Source organism: Methylobacterium sp. AC315, from assembly GCF_979253755.1.
Window position 1 is genome coordinate 144,216 of the sequence record NZ_CEEDEA010000001.1, and the last position, 20,649, is coordinate 164,864.

The window sequence follows — 20,649 nt, forward strand, 5'->3', positions numbered from 1 at the left end:
GTTACCGCCCAGCGGGCTTACCGCCGGCATCCTTGCCGCCGGCATCCTTGCCGCCGGACTCATCCGCAGGCATGTCGGTGGTGCACGAGACGGCTTGGACGGCGGCGTTAGCGCCGGGTCGCTGGCTCGGCAGGCCGGCGATCACCCGCACGACCACGACGCCCCGCGTGTCCGGCGCGACGATGCGCACGTCACGGCTCGGGTCATTCTCGTCGTCGTCGGCCAGAGCCTCGTCGTACTGTGCCCGGGTGAGGATCACGAGATCGAGGGCGCCGCGCACGGCGGCCTGATCGGTCACCGCGTAGAAGGCCCCCCGCCGGGCATGCGCGGCGAGCGACAACGACAGCGGCCCGGTCCGCGCAGAGACGCGCATCGGCCCGTCGGCGAGATCGTAAGCGCAGACGCCCACCGCCACGGCCGGATCCGGGATCGGCAGCCACGCCTCGGGCGGAGAGGGGTCGTCGCCGGTGGCGACCGTGTAGATCGGCTGCGGGTGGTCGAGGTTCTCGCTGGTCCGGGCGCGCGAGACGGCGTCCGTCTCGGACAGACGCGGGATCGCCAGCACCGCCGCGATGTGCACGATCCCGGCGAGCACCAAGCCGATCAGCGTGGCGAAGACGAAGCGCGGACTCACGAGGCGCATCCCAGGCGGGTGATGGCCGGCACCGAGGCTCGGTCGAGGGATCCGACGCTGGCGGCGACCGGCGTGTCGTAAAGGCGCAGGGCCAGGCGCACAGGCCCGCTGTCCCGGGGGCTCGGCAACCAGTTCCCGGGCTGGACGTCGGGGGCGAGGATCACCGAGAACCGCCCGTCGGCCGAGCGCAGGACCTCCGTGGAGGTGAAACCCTCGCGCATGGCCGGACGCCCGGGATCGCGCGCACCGCGACCCGCGACCGTGAGGGTCCAGGCCCTGGCCGGCGGCGTCCCGCCGCCGATGCGATAGGCGCAGGTCGCGTCGAGCGCCTGGCCCTGGTCGTCGGCCGCCGCGGTCAGCAGCAGGCCCTCACCCACAGCCAGGGGGATCTCCCCCCGGCGGGCGTTGACGGCACGGGTATAGGGATCGGCATTCCCGGCCCCCGCCCGGGGCCAGGCCGTCCAGGCGCCGACCGGCACGCCGCCGAACGGATAGCCGCCCCGCGTCGCCCAATCGGCGCTGGCGAGGCCGAGCACCCCGCCGAGCGCCAGGGCGTAGACCGCGAGGCCGGCGACCGAGCTCTTGCGCCAGACACGGGCGAGGAACCGGCCGGCGCCGCCGAGGGACCGGACCTTCGGCGCGGGACGGCGTTCTCCAGCCGCAGCGCTGTGGCCGGGGCTAGCGGGGATTGCGAACCTCATTGGGTCACCGCAGCTCGATGCGGCCGCCGACGGACCGTGCGCCCTCGGCGACCTCGCGCGGCTGGGCCGGGGGTGCCGCGGCCCGGTCGCCGGGCTTCCGGTCGGTCTTCTGGGTCGCCTTGTCGACGCCACCAGCGGCATCCGGCCGCGCGTCGCCCGAAGGCGGGCGCTCGACGGTGCGGAACAGGCCGTTCAAGCCGCCGATCACCTCGAAGGAGCGACGCGAGAGCTTGCCGTAGGCGCTGGCATTCGGATCGATCGGTGCGGTCGGACCGCCGGACGCCTGCTGCTGGGCGGCCCGCGGGCTTTCCTTCAGGCCGGGCAAACCCTTGATCTCGATGCCCTGGTGGGCCGGCTCCATCACGTCGTGCCAGAGCTGGGCGGGGAGCGAACCGCCGGTCAGCTTGTTGGTCGAGGTGTGGTCGTCGTTCCCGAACCAGACCGCGCCGACGTAATTGCCGGTGTAGCCGACGAACCACGCATCCCGGTAGGCGTTCGTGGTGCCGGACTTACCGGCGACCTTCACGCCCTCGAGCTGAGCGCGCTTGCCGGTCCCCTCCTCGACCACCTTGTTGAGCATGAAGTTCATGTCGGCGACGACCTGGGACGGGAGCACCCGATCGGGCGCCTCGTCGGCGTGGCGGTAGATCACCTCGCCGGACGAGTTCTTGACCTCCATGGCGGCGTAGGGCTTGGCCTTGTAGCCGCCGTTGGCGAACACCGCGTAGCCGGCGGCCTGGTCGATCACCGTCACCTCGTCGGAGCCGATCGGCATCGAGACCGTGTCGATCAGGTTCGAGGTGATGCCCATCTTGTGGGCCAGATCGGTGATCTTCGCGCGGCCGGCCTTCGCGGCGCGCGCCTCATGGCTGATACCCATGGCCTTGCCGAGCGAGATCGAGATCTTGATCGGGATCGTGTTGATCGATTTCGCCACGGCGAGCCACATCGGCACCCGGCCGGCATAGGACCGGCCGTAATTCTGTGGGCACCAGTTGCCGATGCAGACCGGGCTGTCGACCACCGTGGTCTCTGGCTTGAACAACCCCGATAGGAGGGCAGCGGAGTAGACGTAGGGCTTGAACGACGAGCCGGGCTGGCGCAGCGCGTCGGTGGCGCGGTTGAACTGGCTCTCGCCGTAATCGGCGCCGCCGACCATGGCGCGCAGTGCCCCGTCGGGATCAAGGATGACCATGGCGGCCTCGTCGACGTCGAAGGCGTCGCCGGACTTGCGCAGGATGTCGGCCACAGCCTCGTCGGCCCGCTTCTGGATCGCGAGGTCGAGGGGTGTCTTGACCGTCAGGACGCGGTCGTTGCGGAGCTTGCCCGCATCGGCCATGGCCTTGATCTCGCCGAATGCCCAATCGAGGTAATAATCGGCGGTGATGTCGCGGGTGCGAGTCACGGGGGTCGCCGGGTTGCGGAGGGCGGTCTGGATCTGGCCTTCCGTGACGAAGCCGGCTTCCACCATGTTGTGGAGCACGTCCGCGGCGCGGGCGCGGGCGGCGGGCAGGTTGACGTGCGGGGCGTATTTCGTCGGCGCCTTGAACAATCCCGCCAGCATGGCTGCCTCGGCCAGGCTGATGTCTTTCAACGGCTTGCCGAAATAGTAATCCGCCGCCGCCACGGCGCCGAACGTCCCGCCGCCCATGTAGGCCCGGTCGAGGTAGAGCTTCAGGATCTCGTTCTTGGTCAGGTGGCTCTCCAGCCACAGGGCCAGGAATGCCTCGTTGATCTTGCGCTCCAGCGACCGCTCGTTGGTCAGAAACAGGTTCTTGGCCAGCTGCTGCGTGATCGAGGAGCCGCCCTGCGTGCCGCCGCCGCCGCGCGAGTTGTTGACCAGGGCCCGCAGGGTGCCGATCGGGTCGATGCCCCAGTGCTCGTAGAAGCGCCGGTCCTCGGTGGAGACCAGCGCCTTGATCATGATGTCGGGAAACTCGTCGAGCTTGAGCGAGTCGTCGTGCTTGATGCCGCGCCGGCCGACCTCGGTGCCGTACCGGTCCAGGAACGTGACGGCGAGGTCCTGCTGCTTCAGCCAGTTCTCGCTGGTCAGCTGGAACGCGGGCTGCGCGAAGGCGAGCAGCAGAACCGCGCCACCGGCCCCCAGGGTGACGGCCTCGCTGGTCAGGTCGAGGGCGATCCGCTTCCAGCCGTGGACGGCGAACCGGCCCATGACCCGCTGGAAGCGTTCGTAGGCCGCGCCGGTCGAGCGACCGCTGTCGTAGAGGCCGGCATTGACCCAGGCATCGAACGCCAGCGCGGCGCGCTCGATGCGGATCTTGATCTCGGTGAGCGTCGGCAGGCGCACGTTGTCGGACCCGGCTTGTCGAGCGCCTTCGCGGCGGAGGATCGAGCGCCCGCGCCGCGGGCATGGCACCGCGCGGCCGAGACACCGCGCGGCGTATCCATCCTTAGCAGGATCCGGAACGGTCGGCGAGGCTCTGCGCGGTCCCGTGATTCGCCGCAGGTGCAGCGCCTTGCCCCGCGGCACCAGCTCGGGCAGAGACAGACACTTCCCGATCGCGAGATTGACCGATGTCCAAGCCCGAGGCGCTGCGCCACGGGGTCGCCGAGCCGTTCTGGCGGACCAAGACCCTCGAAGCCATGACGCCGTCCGAGTGGGAGAGCCTGTGCGACGGGTGCGGTCGGTGCTGCCTGATCAAGCTCGAGGATGACGAGACCGGCGAGGTCCATCATACCGATATCGGCTGCACCCTGCTCGACGGCCTGACCTGCCGCTGCCGCGATTATGCCCGCCGGCAGAAGCGCGTGCCCGACTGCGTCCGCCTCACCCCGGAGGCGGTGCGGACGATCCCGTGGCTGCCGCCGACCTGCGGCTATCGGCTCGTGCGCGACGGCGAACCGCTCTATCCGTGGCATCCCCTTGTCTCAGGCCGGGCCTCCAGCGTGCACGAGGCCGGCATCTCCATCCGCGGCCGGCTCGCCGGCAACGAGGAGGAGTTCTCCGACGACGAGTTGCCGGACCGGATCGTGGCTTGGCCGGGGGCGGATCCGGACGAGCGCTGACGCTCAGCTCGAGTTGACCCGGCTGCCGAGCAGCCGGCCGCCCGCGAGGCCATTGAGCCCGATCACACCGAGCACGGCGACGGCGTGGATCAGCAGATCCGACGCGGTGGCGTCGTGCGGATGGAACGGCATCAGCAACGCCGCCGCCGCCGCTGCGGCCGCAAGTCCGCCGAGCGCTGCCGTCAGGTTCGGCCGCAGCGGGCAGGCGCGGCGCAGCATCACGACGATCAGCACGGACAGCGGGACCGAGACGCAGACGAGGAAACTGAAGCAGCCGGCGACCTCCTGGGGATTCGGCCGGTCGGTGCCGGGGGCGATCCAATCGCGCAGGCAGCCGAAACCGCTCGCCCCGATCCAGAGGGCCAGGGCCGGGAGCGGCAGCAACGCCCAAGCCCGGGAGCGGCCCGGCACGCTCGTGGCGAAGGCCGCGAAGGCGGCGCCGACCGCCGTCAGCACCGCCCCGAGTGCGGCGCAGACGAGATCCGGCACCTGCATCCGCTGCATGAAGCCGGTGCTATCGATCCGGCTCGCCAGGACCAGCCCGACGATCAGCGCCGCACCCAGCCACAGGGCTGCACGCAGGGCCGGGGAGGGCAGCGGCCGCACCGGCTCCAGGCCGAAGGCGAGATCCTCGACCAGCCGATCGTGGCGGCTGAAGGCCTGCGGACCCGGGTCATGGCCGGCCAAATCGGCCATCAGCGCCGCTCCTGCATCAGGTTGGCGCGCAGGGCCTTGAGCGCCCGGTGAAGGTTGACCTTGAGCGCGCCCTTGCTGCGCCCGGTCAGGGCCGCGGTCTCATCCAACGACAGCTCCCGCAGGCCGAGATGTTCGACGGCCTGCCGTTGCCCGTCCGGCAGCGAGGCGACCGCACGCGCAAGGGCGGCGGAGCGGTCGCGCGCCTCCAGACCCTGGCCCGGCGCGGGACCGGGATCGGCCTCCGCCTCGTAGGCGATCGGATCGTGAACCTCGCGGGGCCGGCGCCCGGTCCGGCGCAGGCGATCGATCGCCCGGCGCTGGGTGATGGCGCGCAGCCACGGCAGGAACGGCCGCGCGGGATCGTAGCTGGCCCGAGCCCGATGCACGGTCATCAGCGCGTCCTGGACGACGTCGTCCACGGCCTCGCCGCGCACGCCCTGCGCACGGGCGATCGACGAGACCACCGGCAGGCACGCCTTGAGCAAGGCGCGATATGCGGCCGCGTCGCCACCCTGCGCCGCCGCCATCAGAGCGGCCAATTCACCTTCGAGCGCCATCCGGGCTCCGCCGCCGATCCATTCCCCGGCACGGCCGGAGTCTAGCGCGGGGTTGGAGTCGGGCGCCAGGGCCCATCCGCATCCCGCGACGCCGGGCATCGCCAGCATCATTGCGGCATCTCCGCGGCGCTGGCGACGCGTTCGCCCAGGCGGGCCGCGCCCAGGATACGGCCGTCGGTCGCTTGCACCAGGAGGGCCGCCGTCTCACCCGCAGGTGCAGCGGCCTCGAACATCATGGCGGCGCCGGACCACGCTCCGAGATCCCGGATCGAGCGGACGACGTTCGCCTGTTCGAGCGTGCGGCCGGCATTCTCGCCGCGCAAGACCCGGCTGGTATGGCTCGGATCGAAGCCAATTAGCAGGACCCGGCCTGTTCCGCTTCCGGCTCCGACCCGGGCGGCGAGGCCGGCACCGTCGCGGGACAGCGTAACTCCGACCGCCATCCCGGCACGCCGGGCCTGTGCCACGGCGGCCCGCAGGCCGGCCTCGTCGGAGCCGACAACGGCCGTGCGTCCGTCGATGACGGCCTGCGGGGTGTAGTTCGAACTGCCCAACCGGGCTGCGTAATCAGCCCGCCGCTCGGTGGCGGCGGGCAGGGAGTAGGGATCGCGCCAGTCGAGGTGGTTCCAGTAGGTGATGTGGAAGGCCAGCGGCAGCACGTCCGCACCTTCATGCGCGAGCCGCCCGATCAGCGCTTCGGCGGGCGGGCAGGAGGAGCAGCTCTGCGAGGTGAAGAGTTCGACGACGACGGGCCGCTCGAGCGCCGCGGCCGGACGTCCGGCGGCGAGCAACAGGGCGACGGAGATCAACGCGACGACTTTCATGGCCGGGCCTCTCGGCGCCGGCATATGCTGCACGGCGCGTAACGGACCTTTCGGCGGCACGTCCGCGCCGGTTACGCCGGATCCAGCTCGAACCGCGCCACGTCCCGCAGTAGTTCCACGAAAGCGGCGGCGCCGTGATCGAGGGCAACGTGACCGGCCTCGGCACTGCCGAGCCGGGCATCCCCCATGGCTCCGGACGGGTGCAGGTCGCCTGCCTTCCAGGCGAAGGCGGCTGGCCGGCCGGCGCGGAGATGGGTGAAATCCCGGATCATCGCGCGGCTGCGAGGTGGAAAATCCGCGATCCGGTCAGTCCGCACCAGATCCGGCCGCAGCGCCAACATCAGTGCGGTCTCGATGCCACCGGCATGGATGCCGTGGGCGATCTCGTCAGCGGGAAACAGGCCGTCGGGATAGCCGAACCGGGCCCAGGACGTCGTGACCGCGACCATGGCGAATCGCGCGCGCAGATCACTGGTCACGAGATCAATGAGGGCGCTGTTGCCGCCGTGGCTCGTGACGATCACCAGCTTGCGGCAGCCGGCGCGATGGATGGCGGTGCCGATCCCGGTCCAGGCCGCCAGGGCCGTCCCGGTATCGAGCGAGAGCGTGCCGGGAAACGCGTCGTGTTCGTCGGACTTGCCGATGGCCTGCACCGGCAGCAGCAGCACGTCGAGGTCGTGCGGCACACGCGTGCGCACACGGTCGAGGTAGCCGTCGGCGATGATCGCGTCGGTGCCGAGCGGGAGGTGCGGCCCATGCTGCTCGATGGCGGCCACCGGCAGCACCGCGATCACCCGCCGCATGTCGCGCCGGTTGAGGTCGTCCGTCGTCAGCTCGGACCAGTTTTGCGCCGCCATGCCTTGGCCGGAACTTTCCTTCGACACCGCCCTCGGCATCAGGTTGCCGAGGGCGATCTAACCCGCCCGACCGACACGCGTCGATGGGCGCCGGACCGACCGGTGCCGGAGCCGGTCAGGCGAACAGGGCGTCGATGTCGTTCTGGGACGGAGTTTCCTCGACGGCCTGGGGGCCGTTGAGAAGGAGGTCCTCCGCGCGGGCGCGGCGAGCCGTTTCGGCCGGGTCGGTGGAGGATGCATCCCGGGCCTTCACGGCGCCGACAAAGCGGGCGAGCCGCTGTTCGAACAGCCGCAGGGCCTCCACGACCTTGGCGATGCGCTGGCCGGTGATGTCCTGGAAGGCGCAGGCTTCGAAGATCGTGTTGATTCGCTCTTCGACGGCATCCCGGTAGCCGGGCCCGTCCGGGAGGCCGAGCATCGCCTCCGCGGCCTCCATGATCGTGTTGGTGGCCCCGGCGGTCGCGACCACGACGCTGCCGAGTTCCTCATGCGCCATGGGAATCCGGTCGCGGCTCATCTCGTTCGCCCGGAGCGCACCGATCTCTTCGCGCAAATGGGCGATGTAATCCGCGATCTCGATTAACTCGGAGATCACGGCGTGCGGTTCACGGAACCGCATATCGGGCTGTCGCGCGGCGGCTGACGACATGCTCTCCTCCTGGGATCGGCGAGCAGCGATGCCGGCGGCATCGCTCTTGGGCGCCTTCCGGCGTGCCGGCGGCTTTGCCGGAGGGCGCGTTGGACGTGCCACGGAAATCATCAGTTCCCGCAGACCGCCTCGATCTTGGACTTGAGCGTCGCCGCGTTGAACGGCTTGACGATATAATTGTTCACGCCAGCCTTCTTGGCGGCGATGACGTTCTCGGTCTTCGATTCGGCGGTCACCATGATGAACGGCGTCGTCCGAAGATTTTCGTCGGCCCGCACGTGCCGGAGCAGCTCGTAGCCGGTCATTGGCTCCATGTTCCAGTCGGAGATGACCAGGCCGTACTTGCGGTCCTTGAGGCGAGCCAGTGCCGCCGTACCATCCGATGCGTCATCGACCTCTTCGAAGCCAAGCTGCTTCAATAGATTCCGAATGATTCGGACCATCGTCTGGTAATCGTCGACAACGAGGATCGGCATGCTCAGATCGAGAGCCATAGACCAACTGCTCCGTATTGCCCGGCGGGAAGCCGCGGCGGCTCCCGGAAAGATGAACGCTTCACTAACGCCGCAAAATAGCCGCGCTGCACAGCATTTAAAATAGGCCCGCCGCATTGCGAAGCCGTTAATCTGCGGGTGTGTCTTTCGCAGACCGCCCCTGCGTCGTCACAGGGCGGGGAGGTCGCTTGACCCTCCGGACGGCTTTCGGCAGGGTCCGGCGCTGTCGGGCCTGACGCGAACCGCGCAGGCGCCTCTTTCTCATCCGACCCTTCCGAGTCTCCGACCCCGAATCGATGGCCTCAGGCGACAAACCGGCCATGCGGCCTTTCACGATTTGCGGCATCGATACGCCGATCCCACCGGCCCTCGCCGGAGCGGTCGCGGCGATCGGCAATTTCGACGGCGTCCATCGTGGCCACCGCGTGCTGGTCGAGAACGTCCGGGCGGCGGCGCGCGAGGTGGGCCGGCCGTCCGCGGTGCTGACCTTCGAGCCGCATCCGCGCGCCTATTTCGCGCCCGATGCGCCGATGTTCCGCCTCACCGCGCTGGCGGCCAAGGAGATCGTGTTCGCGCATCTCGGTCTCGACGGGCTGGTGGTGCGCCGCTTCGACGGGGCGCTTGCCGCCACGGGCGCCCGCGCCTTCGTGTTCGACTTCCTGAGAGGGTCTCTGGGGCTGTCCGGCGTGGTGGTCGGCCACGATTTCCATTTCGGGCGCAACCGCGAGGGCACGCCGGCGATCCTGGCCGAACTCTGTGGCGAGGCCGGCCTGTGCTGCCGGATCGTCGAGCCCGTCGCCCTGGCGGGCGAGACCGAGCCGGTCTCGTCCAGCGCGATCCGGGCTGCCCTGGCCGCCGGCGACGTCGCCCGGGCCAACGCGCTGCTCGGCTACCGCTGGTTCGTGCTCGGCCAGGTCCGTCACGGCGACAAACGTGGGCGCCAGCTCGGCTTCCCGACCGCCAACGTGATGCTTCCCGATTGCGGGCTGGCCCACGGCATCTACGCGGTGCGCGTCCGCCTCGGCCCCGGCGAGATCCGCGACGGCGTGGCGAGCTACGGGCGCCGTCCGACCTTCGACGACGGCGCGCCGCTCCTGGAAGTCTACGTGTTCGATTTCGCCGGGGACCTCTACGGACGGGAGATCGCCATCGAATGCGTCGGCTACATCCGCGGCGAGGAGCGCTTCGACAGCGCCGACGCGTTGATCGCGCGCATGCACGTCGATTCCGACGCGGCGCGGGCCCTGCTGGCCACCGATACCGCCCCGTCGATGCTGACCTGAATCCGCGGCCAGCGTGCACCATTCCGGGCGATGCTTGCCGGCGTTCGGGAAAATGTGATGCGGATCAGACCGCTAGACCCCTGTCGCGGATCCGATATCTAGGGCGGCAGGATCGATCAGGAGGCGGATGTGCTGGGTCGCTACGAGCGCGGACATAACGGCGAGGCGGTCGTCCAGTATGGGGACGGCACGATGCGGGTGGTCAAGCCGGGCAGCTTCGTGCGCTGCGCGGTCACAGGCGACCCGATCCCGCTGGACGAATTGCGCTACTGGAGCGCCGCCCGGCAAGAGGCCTACGTATCACCCGAGGCGATCCTGACGCGGCTCAAGGAAACCGGGCGCCCGTAGCGTCACAGGGCCCGGCGGATTTGCTCGCGCAGGGACTCGGGATCGTCCGGCACGAGGCGCACGGGCTGGACGTGGACCCGCGCCACGAACGCGCCGGGCAGGCGGACCGCGTCCTTCTCGGTGGTCACGAGTTCCGCACCGAGACGGTCCGCCTCGGCCGCCAGGGCGGCGAGTTCCGCCTCGCGGTAGGGATGATGATCCGGAAACGGCCAAGCAGCCGCGATGACGGCCCCGGTCCCGCGCAGCGTCGCGAAGAATTTCTCAGGCCGACCGATTCCCGCGAAGGCGAGACAACGCCGGCCGGTCAGGCCGACCGGATCCGGAACCAGCCGCGCCCGGTGGACGGGCAGCCCCCGCCGCGCCGCGGCCAGCGCCATCGCGACGCCGGGAGCCCCGTCTCCGACCAGGATCAGACCGGCGACATGGGACCATTGTCCTTCGAGCGGTGCCCGCAGGGGCCCCGCCGGGAACGGCCGGCCGTTGCCGATGCCGGCACCCCCATCGATCACCGCCCAGGCTAGGTCCTTGGCGAGCGTCGGATTCTGCAACCCGTCATCCATCACGATCACATCGGCACCGAGCGACAGGCACAGCGATGCTCCGGCGGGGCGGTCCCGGGACACGATCGTCGGCGCATGACGGGCGAGGAGCAGCGGTTCGTCGCCGACATCCGCGGCCCCGTGGCTGGTCGGATCGACCCGGACGGGCCCAGCCAGGCGCCCGCCATAGCCCCGGGACAGGAAGGCCGGCCTGCGGCCGAGTTCGATGAGCAGGGTCGCGACCGTGATCGCGGCAGGCGTCTTGCCGGCTCCGCCGAGCGTGAAATTCCCGAGGCACAGGACCGGGCAGCCCGCCTGGATGCCAGGGCGGTTCATGCGCCGGGCGCTCAGCGCTCCATAGGCCGCGCCGAACGGCGCGAGGGCGCGCGCGGCTGGATGGTCGGCCCCCGCCGTCCAGAAACGCGGTGGCCGCATCAGGCCCGCATGAGCGGGCGCGCGAGGTCGCCGCGGTCGAGCCGCTGAAGCTTCATCTGCGCCACGAACGGCTCCAGCACCGCCAGCGTTCGGCCGACCGCACCCTCGAACGGCTCCAACGCCCGGGGGCCGGCCTGCACCATGCCGGCCAGACGCGCCGGATCCCCCAAGAGTTCGCCGACTAGGACGGCCAACTCGACCCCGTCTCGCACCGGCAGGGCGGCGCCGGCACGGTCGAGCGCGCGATAGACCACATCGAAATTGGCGGTGTGTGCGCCGTGCAGGATCGCCGTATCGAGGCGAACCGGCTCGATGGGGTTCTGGCCGCCATGTGGAACCAGGGAGCCGCCGAGGAACGCCAGCGGGGCAAGGCGGTAGAACAAGCCCATCTCACCGATCGTGTCGGCGACGTACACTTCGACGGACGGATGCGGACGTCCGCCGCTGGAGCGCCGGGCGCTACGCAGGCCGTAGGTGGCCGCGGCTTCGGCCGCATCCGTACCGCGGCTCGGATGCCGGGGCGCGAGGATCGTCAGGAGTCTCGGAAATTGCGACTTCAGCACGGCATGGGCGTAGGCGACGATGCTGTCCTCGCCCTCATGGGTGCTCGCAGCGACCCAGACCGGTCGGTCGGCGACCATGCCGTCGAGATAAGCCAGTTGCTGGCGATCGACCGGCGGCACCTGGGAGTCGAATTTCAGGTTGCCGGCGACGCTGACCCGGGGTGCGCCGAGCTTGGCGTAGCGCGTGCCGTCCTCCTGGGTCTGCGTCAGGCAGATTGCGATCCGGGAGAGCAGCGCCTTGGCGGTGCGCGGGCACCGCTCCCAACCCTTGAACGAGCGCTCCGACATCCGGCCGTTGACCAGGATGAGCGGGATCTCGCGGGCGTCCAATTCCAAGATCGTGTTCGGCCAGATCTCTGATTCGGCCACGATGGCGAGATCGGGCTGCCAATGGTCCAGGAACCGCGCGACCCAGCGCGGCGCATCGAGCGGCACGTATTGGTGCACGGCACCCGGAGGCAGGCGGGCACCGATCAATTCGGCGGCCGAACGCGTCCCCGTGGTCACCAGCACCGAGAAGCCGCGGGCGATCATGCCCTCGACAAGCCCGATCAGCGACAGGACTTCGCCGACGCTGGCGCCGTGCATCCAGGCGAGCGGTCCGACTGGGCGAGCCCGGCCGGGCAGCCCGCGCCGCTCGGGCAGCCGCAGCGGATCCTCCTTGCCGTGATGCGCGCGCCACGCGAGGAGCCCGGCCAGCGCCGGCTCACCGACGCGCAGGCCGGCCCGGTAGGCCAGCAGCGGCAGGGTCACGGACGGCAGCTTCACGCGGGGTCTCCCACCGGGGCGGCCGCCGCGGCCGGAGACCCGTTGCGATAGAGCGCCGCCCGGTCGGCACGCCCGACCAGCGCGTAGGCCCGGGCGTGCACGCGGTCCATTTCGGCTTCGAGGTGGCGCCGGAGCGATTCGAACTCCTCGCCGGCGCAGTCGCGGGCGACGTAGATCGGCTCGCCGAGCACCACCGCGCCCCGGCCGAAGGGCAGACCGAGACAGGCCCTGTCCCAGGATCCGAAGCGCAGGTGCCGGCTCGTGACCACGGCAGCCGGGACGATCGGGCGTCCGGAGAACCGCGCGAGGGTCAGGATCCCGGCATCGCAACGCCTGGACACTTTCGGTACGTCGGCGCTGAACGCCACCGACTCGCCGGCCTTCAGGGCCCGCAGCATCGCCCGCAACCCTTCCGCACCGCCCTTGGCGCGCAGGTCGGTCGCCCGGTCCCGGCCGCGAGCGCCGGACGCCCGGATCACGCGCACGCCGAGATGCTCCAGCGCGATGGTGTTGATGTTGCCGTCCGGATTCTTAGAGATGATCGTCGCGACCCGATCGCTCGGCCGTCGCATGAACGGCATCATGATATGCTGCCCGTGCCACATGCCGGCGATGAGCGGCACATGTGCGCCGATCCATTCGTCGGAGCTCCCGTTTGCCGCCGCGCCGGCCTGCACCTCGAAGCGATTCGTCGCCTGCACGAGCCGCAGATAGCCGGCCGCGAGGCGCCCGAGGGCGCGCTGAACGACGGGATGGCGTAGGATGCGCTTGCCGAGACTCATGAAACGCTTTTGGCGACCGGAGCGGCGCAGCCCGATTGGGGCGAGCGCGGATTAGTCCGGCCATGGTCTAGTCCCCGCGCCTCGGCCAACGCAACTCGATCGGCCATCGGACAGACGCGATCGCACGCCCGGCACCGGAGCGGCCCAGGCGAAAGCGCGGCCATCGCAGCGAAAATCCGTCCGCGCGCTTGTTTATATCAATTCTAAACAGTAGATTAGAACAAATCCAAACAGGAGTGCCGAGCATGGCTGCCGCCTTCGAATCCGTGATCGACGCCGCCGAAGCGCGGCGGAATTTCGCGCTGCGCTACGTCCAGCCTGGGCTCGCCGGCCTGATCGACGGTTCGGTCTCGACCCTCGCGCCGATCTTCGCCGCCGCCTTCGCCACCGGCCATAACGGCGCGACCTTCCTGGTCGGGCTGGCGGCCTCCGTGGGGGCGGGCATCAGCATGGGCTTCACGGAGGCGCTGTCGGACGACGGCAGCGTCACCGGACGGGGCGATCCGTGGATGCGCGGCCTGGTCTGCGGGGTCATGACGACGCTGGGGGGCCTCGGCCATACGCTGCCCTACGCGATCCCGGACCGGCTGCCGCCCGGCTGGCCGAACCCGTTCCTGCTCGCCACGAGCCTCGCCGTCGTGGTCGTGATCGTCGAGCTGGTCGCCATCGCGGCGATCCGGACGCGCTTCATGGCGACGCCGTTCTGGCGCGCGGCACTCCAGGTGATGCTGGGCGGCGCGCTGGTGCTGGCCGCCGGGATGCTGATCGGCAGCGCTTGACGCGGGAGCCCGCGACCGCGATGCCGGGCGCGTTCCGTGCCCTCCTTCAGCGTTGATCGTCGGCCTTGATCTTCCGCCTGGCCCATCTCAGTGACCCCCATGTCGGCCCACTGGGCCGCGTGCGCCTGCACCAGCTCATCGGCAAGCGCGCTACCGGCTACGCCAACTGGCGGCGTGGTCGCTCGCGCAGCCACGACATGACCGTGCTCGAAACCCTGGTGGCCGACCTGAAGCAGCAGGGTGCCGCGCATGTCGCCTGCACCGGCGACCTGTGCAACATCGGCCTGCCGAGCGAGTGGGAGACGGCGCGCACCTTCCTGGAGGCCCTGGGGCCCCCCGAGACCGTGAGCTTCGTGCCGGGGAATCACGACGCCTACGTGCGTGGCTCCCTGGAGGGGTTGCTGGCGGCCTGCCATGGCTACACCGGGGACGATTCGGGCTCGTCGGGACGCTTTCCCTACCTGAGGCGGCGCGGCCCCGTGGCCCTGATCGGCCTCTCGAGCGCGATCCCCACGAAGCCGTTCGTGGCCACCGGCCGCCTCGGACCGCCGCAACTCGCCGCGGCCGAAGCTTTATTGCGCGCGCTGGCGACCGAACCGGGCAAACCGTTCCGAGTGGTGATGATTCACCACCCGCCCCAACCGGGGGGCGCGTCGTCGGGGCGGGAGTTGAAGGACGCCGCCGCCTTCACGGCGATGATCGCGCGGGCGGGCGCCGACCTGATCCTCCACGGCCACAACCACACCACCACCTGCGCCCTTGTACCGGGGCCGGACGGCCGTTCCGTACCGGTAATCGGCGCGCCATCGGCGTCCGCGCGCCCGGATGGGCATGGCGGGCTCGCGGCGCGGCGGGCGTCCTATCTGATGTACGAGATCGCACGCTCGGGCGAAGGTTTCGCGGTCAGCGCGCGGCGGCGCGGCCTGGACGCAGCTGGTGTTGTCTGCGACCTCGGACCGATCAGCTTGACCTGAACGCCCGGGGCGTCGTCGAAACCGAGACCGGCCTGCCCGTCTGGCGGCCGGCCTCGGCCCAGGTCATCAATGGCTCGCAGCGGCGAGCTCGGACCGTCGCTGTTGGCTGATACTGGCCTCATAGCGCTCCGCCTGCAGGCGGGTCAGCCCGCTGATCAACGCGAGAGTCCCGCGATAGACCGTATAGGTGCCGTCGTGAGTCGGCTTGACGCGAATCATCTCTGCCATGGAAGCCTGCCTTGCTCTGGAGGTTGTCCGTCTTCGTCGGAGGAGATTGATCCTTCCCGCAGATTTGGCCGGTTGAACGGGCGAACTCTGGCGAGGTTATCAATCAGTCCATGCTTGGCAAGGGTCGGCTACCGCAAAATGCTTAGGTTCCTCTGCTGCGATGCGGCAAGCCGTTGCCGATACTCGCGATCGGCCAATGCTTAAAAAAACGGCCGCGCGCTTGCATAATGAATAAGGCCGTGACGGACGGTGTCGCGCCTCGACCCGGCGCGTGTCCGAAGCGAATCTCGCCCTGCGGGGCTCGGCAAAGGGACATCACATGCAGCTCTGGCGTCTGACCGCGACCGACCTGTCGGCTCTGATTCGCAGCGGCCAGGTCTCGGCCCGGGAGGTCGCACAGGCCGCCCTCGATCGCCTCGACGCGGTCAATGGGCGGATCAACGCCGTGGTCGAGCATCGCCCCGACGAGGTGCTGTCGCAGGCCGATGCGGTCGACGCCGCCCGCGCTCGAGGCGATACGCTCGGGCCGCTCGCGGGCGTGCCGGTGACGATCAAGGTCAATGTCGACCAGCGGGGCTTCGCGACCACGAACGGCCTGCGCCTCCAGCGCGATCTCATGGCTACCGACGACAACCCCGTCGTGGCGAATTTCCGGCGTGCCGGAGCGATGCTGCTCGGACGCACCAACACGCCCGCCTTCTCGCTGCGCTGGTTCACCACCAATCAGTTGCACGGCGAGACCAGGAATCCCCGCGATCCCGGCTTGACGCCAGGGGGCTCGTCCGGCGGCGCAGGCGCAGCCGTGGCGGCCGGGATCGGGGCCGTCGCCCACGGGACCGACATCGCCGGCTCCGTTCGCTACCCAGCCTATGCCTGCGGCGTTCACGGGCTCCGTCCGAGCCTGGGGCGGATCCCAGCCTGGAACGCCTCGTCGCCGGAGCGCGGGATCGGGCCGCAATTGATGGCGGTATCGGGTCCGCTGGCCCGCAGCATCGCGGATGTGCGCCTCGCTTTCCACGCGATGGCGGCCCCGGACCCGCGCGATCCTTGGTGGGTGCCGGCGCCGCTGGAGGGTCCCGCGGTGCCGCGCCGGGCTGCGCTCTGCGTGCGGCCCGGCGGCCTCGCGGTGGTGCCCGAGGTCGAGGCCGCGCTGCGCGAGGCCGCCCGGCGCCTGGCCGAGGCCGGGTGGGCGGTGACCGAGATCGCCGACACGCCGCCGATCCGTGAGGCGAGCGCCTTGCAGCTTCAGCTCTGGCTCGGCGACGGCTACGAGGCGGCCCGGGCGGCGGCCGAGCGCGAAGGCGACCCGGCAGCCATCGACCTGCTGGAACACTTCCGTACGCGCGCGGAAGCGATGGCCCCCGACGCCATCGCCAAGGCACTGACGCGTCGCGCGACGCTCGTGCGCGACTGGTCGTTGTTCCTCACCGAGCATTCCGTGTTGCTGGTGCCGGTCTCCGCCGAGCTGCCGTTCCCGGACGGGCTCGACCGGACCGGCGAGGTCGGGATCGCACGCGCCTTCGAGGCGAACCTCCTGCAGGTCGGCCTGGCGCCGATTGGAGTTCCGGCGCTCACCGTCACAACCGGGCTGGTCGGGCGCACGCCCGTCGGCGTCCAGCTCGTCGCCGCGCGCTACCGGGAGGATCTCTGCCTCGCGGCAGGTGCGGCCATCGAGGCTGCCGGCGTTCCGGAGATGCCCGTCGACCCAGTCTGACCCAGCGCCTCCCCGCAGGCGGGAACCTGATGGAAACAGCCCCGGTTATACAACCGATAGTTGCATGAGGTTCCCGATGTCCGTGATCGCCACCGCAGGCTGCGTCGGAAGCTCCCTGGTCTTCGCGCTGGCGGCGCCCTCGGGTCCGCTGCTGGCCATGGCGGGCTTCTTCGGGGGCGGCACGATCGGGGGGATGATCGGCGCCGTGGCGGTGGCCACCCTGGGCTGGGGCCGCGCCTGACCGCGACGCGGCGTCGGCTACCGGCCCCGTCGCCGCGCGGCCTCCGTCAGAAAGGCCTGGACCGTGGTCCAGCGCAGGTCCGGGTAGCGGGCGTTGTCGAGCGGCGTGAGCCGCGCCCGCCCCTCGAACATGTCGCGCAGGTACTGCATGCCCTGCCAGGGCGGGAACACCGCGCCCCGCCCCGGCGCCAGGGTGCGGGCGACCCGGATCATCAAGCTCAAGGTCCCGAGCCCACCGGCGCGCAGGGGCCGGAAGCGGGTGCCGAAAACATCGCCCGCCGTCTCGGCCAACGTGCGGGCGCTGAGGCTGTCGCCGGCGACGCGCAGCCAGCGCGGCGCCTCGGGGTCCAGGGCTGCCCGGGCCGTGAAGCCGGCGGTGTCGTCCTTCGTGGTGAAATCGAGGATCTGGTCGGCGCTGCCCCAGCAGAGCACCCGGTGCGGACGATGGAGGATCAGCGGGGCCTGCCCGTCGAGCAGTTCCATGAATGCGCCGCTGAGCACCGAGGTGGCCTGGATCGGCGCGGCGTCGAGCCGGGCCTGAAAGGCTCGGCGGAGGTCGAGGTTGCGGTTTCCGCCGGGCGCGGTTTTCGCATAATCGATCGCGAAGTCGGACGGGATGAAGCGCGGGACGCCGGCCCGGACCGCGCCCTCGAGCAGGGCGGTCTGCGCGTCGATCACCGTGCCGCTCAGACCGTTGAGCGCCGAAACCACGCAGCCGGCGCCAACGCAGGCTGCCTGCCAGCTGCCCGGGCGTCCGGGGCCGGCCTCCACGATGCGCGCGCCGAGGGCCGTGAGCGGTGCCGTCCGGGCGAGATCGGTCCCGGGCCGGACGATGGCGGTCACAGGCGCACCCTCGCGCCGAAGGGCCCGCACGATCCGCAGTCCGAGGTCGCCGGTCGCGCCGGCGACGACGACCGTCACGGGGTCCGCGCTCACGGCTGTCCCACGGCGCCGAGATTGGCCAGCAGAGCCGCGAACAGGCGCGCCCGCCGGGGCAGCGTCTCGATCAGCACATGCTCGTCGAAGGTGTGGTAGCCCTGGCCGAGCGGCCCGAGACCGTCGAGAGTCGGGATGCCGTTGGCGCCCGTGAAGTTGCCGTCGGAGCCGCCTCCGGCGCTGCGGTGGGGCAGGGCCTGGCCGAGAGATTCGCTCAAGGTAAGCGCCTGCTCGTAGAGGGCCATGCAGCCGGCATCCGGCTCCCAGACCGGCCGGGTGACGCCCCGGGTGACCGAGAAGTGGACGCCGTCCTGCTCGCCCGTCAGCGCCAGCATCCGCTCGACCCCCCGGTCGAGGTCCACCTGGCGCTTGGCCATGCTCAGCGCTTGGCCGCGGCACAGGGTCGGGACGCAGTTGACCCATTGCCCGCCCGAGACGATCCCGGTGGAGAAGGTACAGTCGGCGTCCGACATGGCGTCGATCGCCAGGATCATCCGCGCCATGGCGCGGATCGCCGAGCGGCCCTCAAGCGGGGACGCGCCAGCATGGCTCGGGCGGCCGAACGCTTCGAGGTCGAAGCGCGCGATGGCGTAGCGCCCGGTGACGACGCCGTTGTCGGCTTGGCCGGGCTCGGGCACCAGCACGATTGCGTGGCGGGCAGCCTCGGCCTCGATCAGGTCCCGGGTCGAGGGGCTGCCGACCTCCTCGTCGCCGGTGAACAGGAACGTCACCGGCAACGGCGTCTCGATCCGGGACGCCGCCAGGGCCCGGATCGCCGCGAGCGCGATCACGTTGCCGCCCTTCATGTCGAGGATGCCCGGCCCATAGGCACGGTTGCCCTCGATCCGCCAGGGCAGGCTCCCGAGGGTGCCGACGGGATGCACGGTGTCGAGATGCCCGAGCACCAGGATGCCGGGCCGGTCAGGATGCCTGTGCGGGAACCGGGCGCGGACGCAATCGCTCAAGCCCATCGATCCAGGAATGGTCTCGACCGCGGCCCCGGCGACCGCGAGGTCGCGCGCGGCCAGGCCCATCATGCGGTTGACCGCGGCCGCGTCGTGGGTCGGGCTCTCGCATTCCACCCAAGGACGCAGCGTCGCCAGGATCGCGTTGGCATCGAAAGACAGGTCCGGGGTCATCGGGCGCCCTCGGCGAAGGGATCGGCAACCTTGGGCCAGTAGCGGTCCGAGCGCTTCGTGTAGGGAATCGCACCGTAATCGGGCGGGACCGCGCCAGGGGCCGCGACATAGCGGACCTCGCTCGCGATCGGTGCGAAGGCGGCATAGAAATGCTGCATCGATTTCACCACCACGATCCGCTTGTCGTCGAGGGTCAGCCCCAGCCCCGTGAAGGCGTCGGGCGCGAAGGCCTGCTGGCGGATATGGGTCAGGACCACGTGGATCCCGTCGGCCTCGACCCAGGCGGCGGGGCCGAGGTGGGCCCGGCCGCCGCTGAGGCCGCCCTGGCTGTGATCCTCGGAGAGGCCGCGCACGGTGATGCGCAGGTCCACGGGATCGCCCGAGGTCACGCCGCACTTGCCGCCGATGCGCAGCACGAAGGACGCGCCGAGCCCGGCCTCGTGGCAGATCCCGACCGCGCCCGGATCCCAGATCAGCCCGAGTGCCACATCTTTGATACCGCGCTCGGCCAGCCGCGCCAGGATCGCGGTGTTGTCCGAGGGCGCTCCGGCGCCGGCATTATCCGCGAAGTCGGCCAGCACCATCGGGCGCGGATCGCCGGAGGCGAGCGCGGCGTCGATGGCGGCATCGATCGTATCGCAGCGGCTCGCCGCCGCCTCGCGCATCGCCCAGACTGCGCCGGCGAGTTCGTTCGCGAGCGCCTGCGCCTTGGCGGCATCGCCGTCGGCGACGACCAGCATCTTGGCGCCGACATCCGGCACGTCGCCCCATGGGAAGCCGTGCCCGAAGGAGACCGACAGGATGCCGTCCCGGCCCTCCAGGGCCTCCATCCGGCGCACGAAGCCCGCGACCGGCTCGCGGGTGGTGCGCCACATGTTGACCATCCGGCAATCGGCATACGCCATCACCGGGCGGATGTTCTTCGCCACCGTGCGCATCACCAGCGGGTAGAGGTCGCGGGCGCGGTCCACGATGTCGGTGTGGGGGTATTCCTTGTAGATCACGATGATGTCGGCGCTCCGCCGCATCGTCTCGGTCAGGTGGCAGTGCAGGTCCAGCTCGAGGCCGATCGTGACGTCGGGCCCGACGATGGCGCGGACCCGCTCCAGGGTGTCGCCCTCGCAATCGTCATAGCCCTCGGCGACCATGGCGCCGTGCATGAACAAGAGAACGGCATCCACCGGCATCGCGGTCCGGAGATCGTCCAGCAGCGCGTCGCGCAGCTCCTCGTAAACGGCGCGCAGGGTGATCCCCCCCGGCTGCGCGAAGGTCGAGACGCTCTCGACCACCTCGTGCCCGTCCGCCTCGGCCAGCTCGCGCCAGGCCTTGAGGCCGATATTGCTGAGGCGGGGCGGGTTTTTGCTGCCGTCGCGGCGGGCATAATCGGCCAAAAAGGCCGCCCGGCCAGTGGGCAGCGGCGCGAAGGTGTTGGTCTCGGTGGCCAATCCGGCGATGAAGATCTTCAAGGTTTTTCGGTCCCCG

Annotated in this window: 22 protein-coding genes and 1 pseudogene; 7 read left to right on the forward strand and 16 right to left on the reverse strand. The window is 70.5% G+C overall.

Annotation, left to right across the window (positions count from 1 at the left end):
• Position 1: 1 nt before the first annotated feature.
• From AC0IY0_RS00675 to AC0IY0_RS00685, 3 genes are read right to left on the reverse strand one after another with little or no spacing between them, the layout of a single operon-like run.
• The gene (locus AC0IY0_RS00675; RefSeq protein ID WP_147907298.1) at positions 2-643 is read right to left on the reverse strand and encodes a DUF1254 domain-containing protein; all 642 of its coding nucleotides are present in this window, start codon (positions 641-643) and stop codon (positions 2-4) included.
• Positions 631-1,335, reverse strand: coding sequence for a DUF1214 domain-containing protein (locus AC0IY0_RS00680; protein WP_471762814.1), 705 nt, complete (start codon positions 1,333-1,335; stop codon positions 631-633). The genes AC0IY0_RS00675 and AC0IY0_RS00680 overlap by 13 nt, the downstream gene beginning before the upstream one ends.
• Positions 1,336-1,339: 4 nt before the next feature.
• Complete coding sequence (locus tag AC0IY0_RS00685) at positions 1,340-3,643, reverse strand: transglycosylase domain-containing protein (protein WP_471762815.1); 2,304 nt, start codon at positions 3,641-3,643, stop codon at positions 1,340-1,342.
• Positions 3,644-3,870: 227 nt separating this feature from the next.
• Here AC0IY0_RS00685 and AC0IY0_RS00690 point away from each other — a divergent pair, with 227 nt between their 5' ends.
• Positions 3,871-4,362: a YcgN family cysteine cluster protein gene (locus tag AC0IY0_RS00690; RefSeq protein ID WP_147907301.1), complete on the forward strand. Its 492-nt coding sequence runs from the start codon at positions 3,871-3,873 to the stop codon at positions 4,360-4,362.
• Positions 4,363-4,365: 3 nt separating this feature from the next.
• Here the strand turns inward: AC0IY0_RS00690 and AC0IY0_RS00695 are convergent, their stop codons facing one another.
• The 6 genes from AC0IY0_RS00695 to AC0IY0_RS00720 all read right to left on the reverse strand — a co-directional run bounded on the left by AC0IY0_RS00695 (position 4,366) and on the right by AC0IY0_RS00720 (position 8,439).
• Positions 4,366-5,058 (reverse strand): NrsF family protein, encoded by a 693-nt coding sequence (locus AC0IY0_RS00695; protein ID WP_419830275.1) that lies wholly within the window; start codon positions 5,056-5,058, stop codon positions 4,366-4,368.
• Positions 5,058-5,615 (reverse strand): RNA polymerase sigma factor, encoded by a 558-nt coding sequence (locus AC0IY0_RS00700; RefSeq protein WP_471762817.1) that lies wholly within the window; start codon positions 5,613-5,615, stop codon positions 5,058-5,060. Before AC0IY0_RS00700 ends, AC0IY0_RS00695 begins: the two co-directional genes overlap by 1 nt.
• Positions 5,616-5,722: 107 nt before the next feature.
• Entirely contained in the window at positions 5,723-6,439 is a 717-nt protein-coding gene (locus AC0IY0_RS00705; RefSeq protein WP_471762818.1) for a DUF1223 domain-containing protein, read from the reverse strand.
• A 71-nt stretch (positions 6,440-6,510) separates the two neighbouring features.
• Positions 6,511-7,296: a creatininase family protein gene (locus AC0IY0_RS00710; protein ID WP_419830273.1), complete on the reverse strand. Its 786-nt coding sequence runs from the start codon at positions 7,294-7,296 to the stop codon at positions 6,511-6,513.
• Between the two features lie 115 nt (positions 7,297-7,411).
• A complete protein-coding gene (locus AC0IY0_RS00715) occupies positions 7,412-7,945 on the reverse strand; it encodes a protein phosphatase CheZ (protein WP_147907305.1) in 534 nt (177 codons plus the stop codon).
• A gap of 110 nt (positions 7,946-8,055) precedes the next feature.
• A complete protein-coding gene (locus AC0IY0_RS00720; RefSeq protein ID WP_007560016.1) occupies positions 8,056-8,439 on the reverse strand; it encodes a response regulator in 384 nt (127 codons plus the stop codon).
• Positions 8,440-8,735: 296 nt separating this feature from the next.
• Here AC0IY0_RS00720 and AC0IY0_RS00725 point away from each other — a divergent pair, with 296 nt between their 5' ends.
• Together AC0IY0_RS00725 and AC0IY0_RS00730 are read left to right on the forward strand one after the other, a co-directional pair.
• Positions 8,736-9,722 (forward strand): bifunctional riboflavin kinase/FAD synthetase, encoded by a 987-nt coding sequence (locus AC0IY0_RS00725; protein ID WP_471762819.1) that lies wholly within the window; start codon positions 8,736-8,738, stop codon positions 9,720-9,722.
• 129 nt (positions 9,723-9,851) lie between these two features.
• Positions 9,852-10,070, forward strand: a complete 219-nt coding sequence (locus AC0IY0_RS00730) for a DUF2093 domain-containing protein (protein ID WP_419830272.1) — start codon at positions 9,852-9,854, stop codon at positions 10,068-10,070.
• 2 nt (positions 10,071-10,072) lie between these two features.
• On the opposite strand, the gene lpxK is transcribed toward AC0IY0_RS00730, so the two are convergent.
• From lpxK to AC0IY0_RS00745, 3 genes are read right to left on the reverse strand one after another with little or no spacing between them, the layout of a single operon-like run.
• The gene (gene lpxK, locus AC0IY0_RS00735) at positions 10,073-11,044 is read right to left on the reverse strand and encodes a tetraacyldisaccharide 4'-kinase (RefSeq protein ID WP_471762820.1); all 972 of its coding nucleotides are present in this window, start codon (positions 11,042-11,044) and stop codon (positions 10,073-10,075) included.
• A complete protein-coding gene (locus AC0IY0_RS00740; RefSeq protein ID WP_147907309.1) occupies positions 11,044-12,375 on the reverse strand; it encodes a 3-deoxy-D-manno-octulosonic acid transferase in 1,332 nt (443 codons plus the stop codon). Before AC0IY0_RS00740 ends, lpxK begins: the two co-directional genes overlap by 1 nt.
• On the reverse strand, positions 12,372-13,157 hold the full coding sequence (locus AC0IY0_RS00745) for a lysophospholipid acyltransferase family protein (RefSeq protein WP_419830270.1): 786 nt from the start codon (positions 13,155-13,157) through the stop codon (positions 12,372-12,374). Before AC0IY0_RS00745 ends, AC0IY0_RS00740 begins: the two co-directional genes overlap by 4 nt.
• 287 nt (positions 13,158-13,444) lie before the next feature.
• Between AC0IY0_RS00745 and AC0IY0_RS00750 the strand changes: the two are divergent.
• Together AC0IY0_RS00750 and AC0IY0_RS00755 are read left to right on the forward strand one after the other, a co-directional pair.
• Positions 13,445-13,936, forward strand: a pseudogene (locus tag AC0IY0_RS00750) (VIT1/CCC1 transporter family protein); the annotation flags it as partial.
• Between the two features lie 68 nt (positions 13,937-14,004).
• Positions 14,005-14,910 (forward strand): metallophosphoesterase family protein, encoded by a 906-nt coding sequence (locus tag AC0IY0_RS00755; protein ID WP_147907343.1) that lies wholly within the window; start codon positions 14,005-14,007, stop codon positions 14,908-14,910.
• 66 nt (positions 14,911-14,976) lie between these two features.
• On the opposite strand, the gene AC0IY0_RS00760 is transcribed toward AC0IY0_RS00755, so the two are convergent.
• Positions 14,977-15,138, reverse strand: a complete 162-nt coding sequence (locus AC0IY0_RS00760) for a hypothetical protein (RefSeq protein ID WP_187193651.1) — start codon at positions 15,136-15,138, stop codon at positions 14,977-14,979.
• A 319-nt stretch (positions 15,139-15,457) separates the two neighbouring features.
• Between AC0IY0_RS00760 and AC0IY0_RS00765 the strand changes: the two genes are divergently transcribed.
• Together AC0IY0_RS00765 and AC0IY0_RS00770 are read left to right on the forward strand one after the other, a co-directional pair.
• Entirely contained in the window at positions 15,458-16,852 is a 1,395-nt protein-coding gene (locus AC0IY0_RS00765; protein ID WP_471763015.1) for an amidase family protein, read from the forward strand.
• Between the two features lie 64 nt (positions 16,853-16,916).
• Positions 16,917-17,093 (forward strand): hypothetical protein, encoded by a 177-nt coding sequence (locus AC0IY0_RS00770; protein WP_187193755.1) that lies wholly within the window; start codon positions 16,917-16,919, stop codon positions 17,091-17,093.
• Positions 17,094-17,110: 17 nt separating this feature from the next.
• On the opposite strand, the gene AC0IY0_RS00775 is transcribed toward AC0IY0_RS00770, so the two are convergent.
• From AC0IY0_RS00775 to AC0IY0_RS00785, 3 genes are read right to left on the reverse strand one after another with little or no spacing between them, the layout of a single operon-like run.
• Positions 17,111-18,028 carry an NmrA family NAD(P)-binding protein gene (locus AC0IY0_RS00775; protein WP_471762821.1) on the reverse strand — a complete coding sequence of 306 codons (918 nt, stop codon included), beginning with the start codon at positions 18,026-18,028 and terminating at the stop codon, positions 17,111-17,113.
• The gene (locus AC0IY0_RS00780; protein WP_471762822.1) at positions 18,025-19,167 is read right to left on the reverse strand and encodes a M20/M25/M40 family metallo-hydrolase; all 1,143 of its coding nucleotides are present in this window, start codon (positions 19,165-19,167) and stop codon (positions 18,025-18,027) included. Before AC0IY0_RS00780 ends, AC0IY0_RS00775 begins: the two co-directional genes overlap by 4 nt.
• Positions 19,164-20,633, reverse strand: a complete 1,470-nt coding sequence (locus tag AC0IY0_RS00785) for a M81 family metallopeptidase (RefSeq protein WP_471762823.1) — start codon at positions 20,631-20,633, stop codon at positions 19,164-19,166. Before AC0IY0_RS00785 ends, AC0IY0_RS00780 begins: the two co-directional genes overlap by 4 nt.
• Between the last annotated feature and the right edge of the window lie 16 nt (positions 20,634-20,649).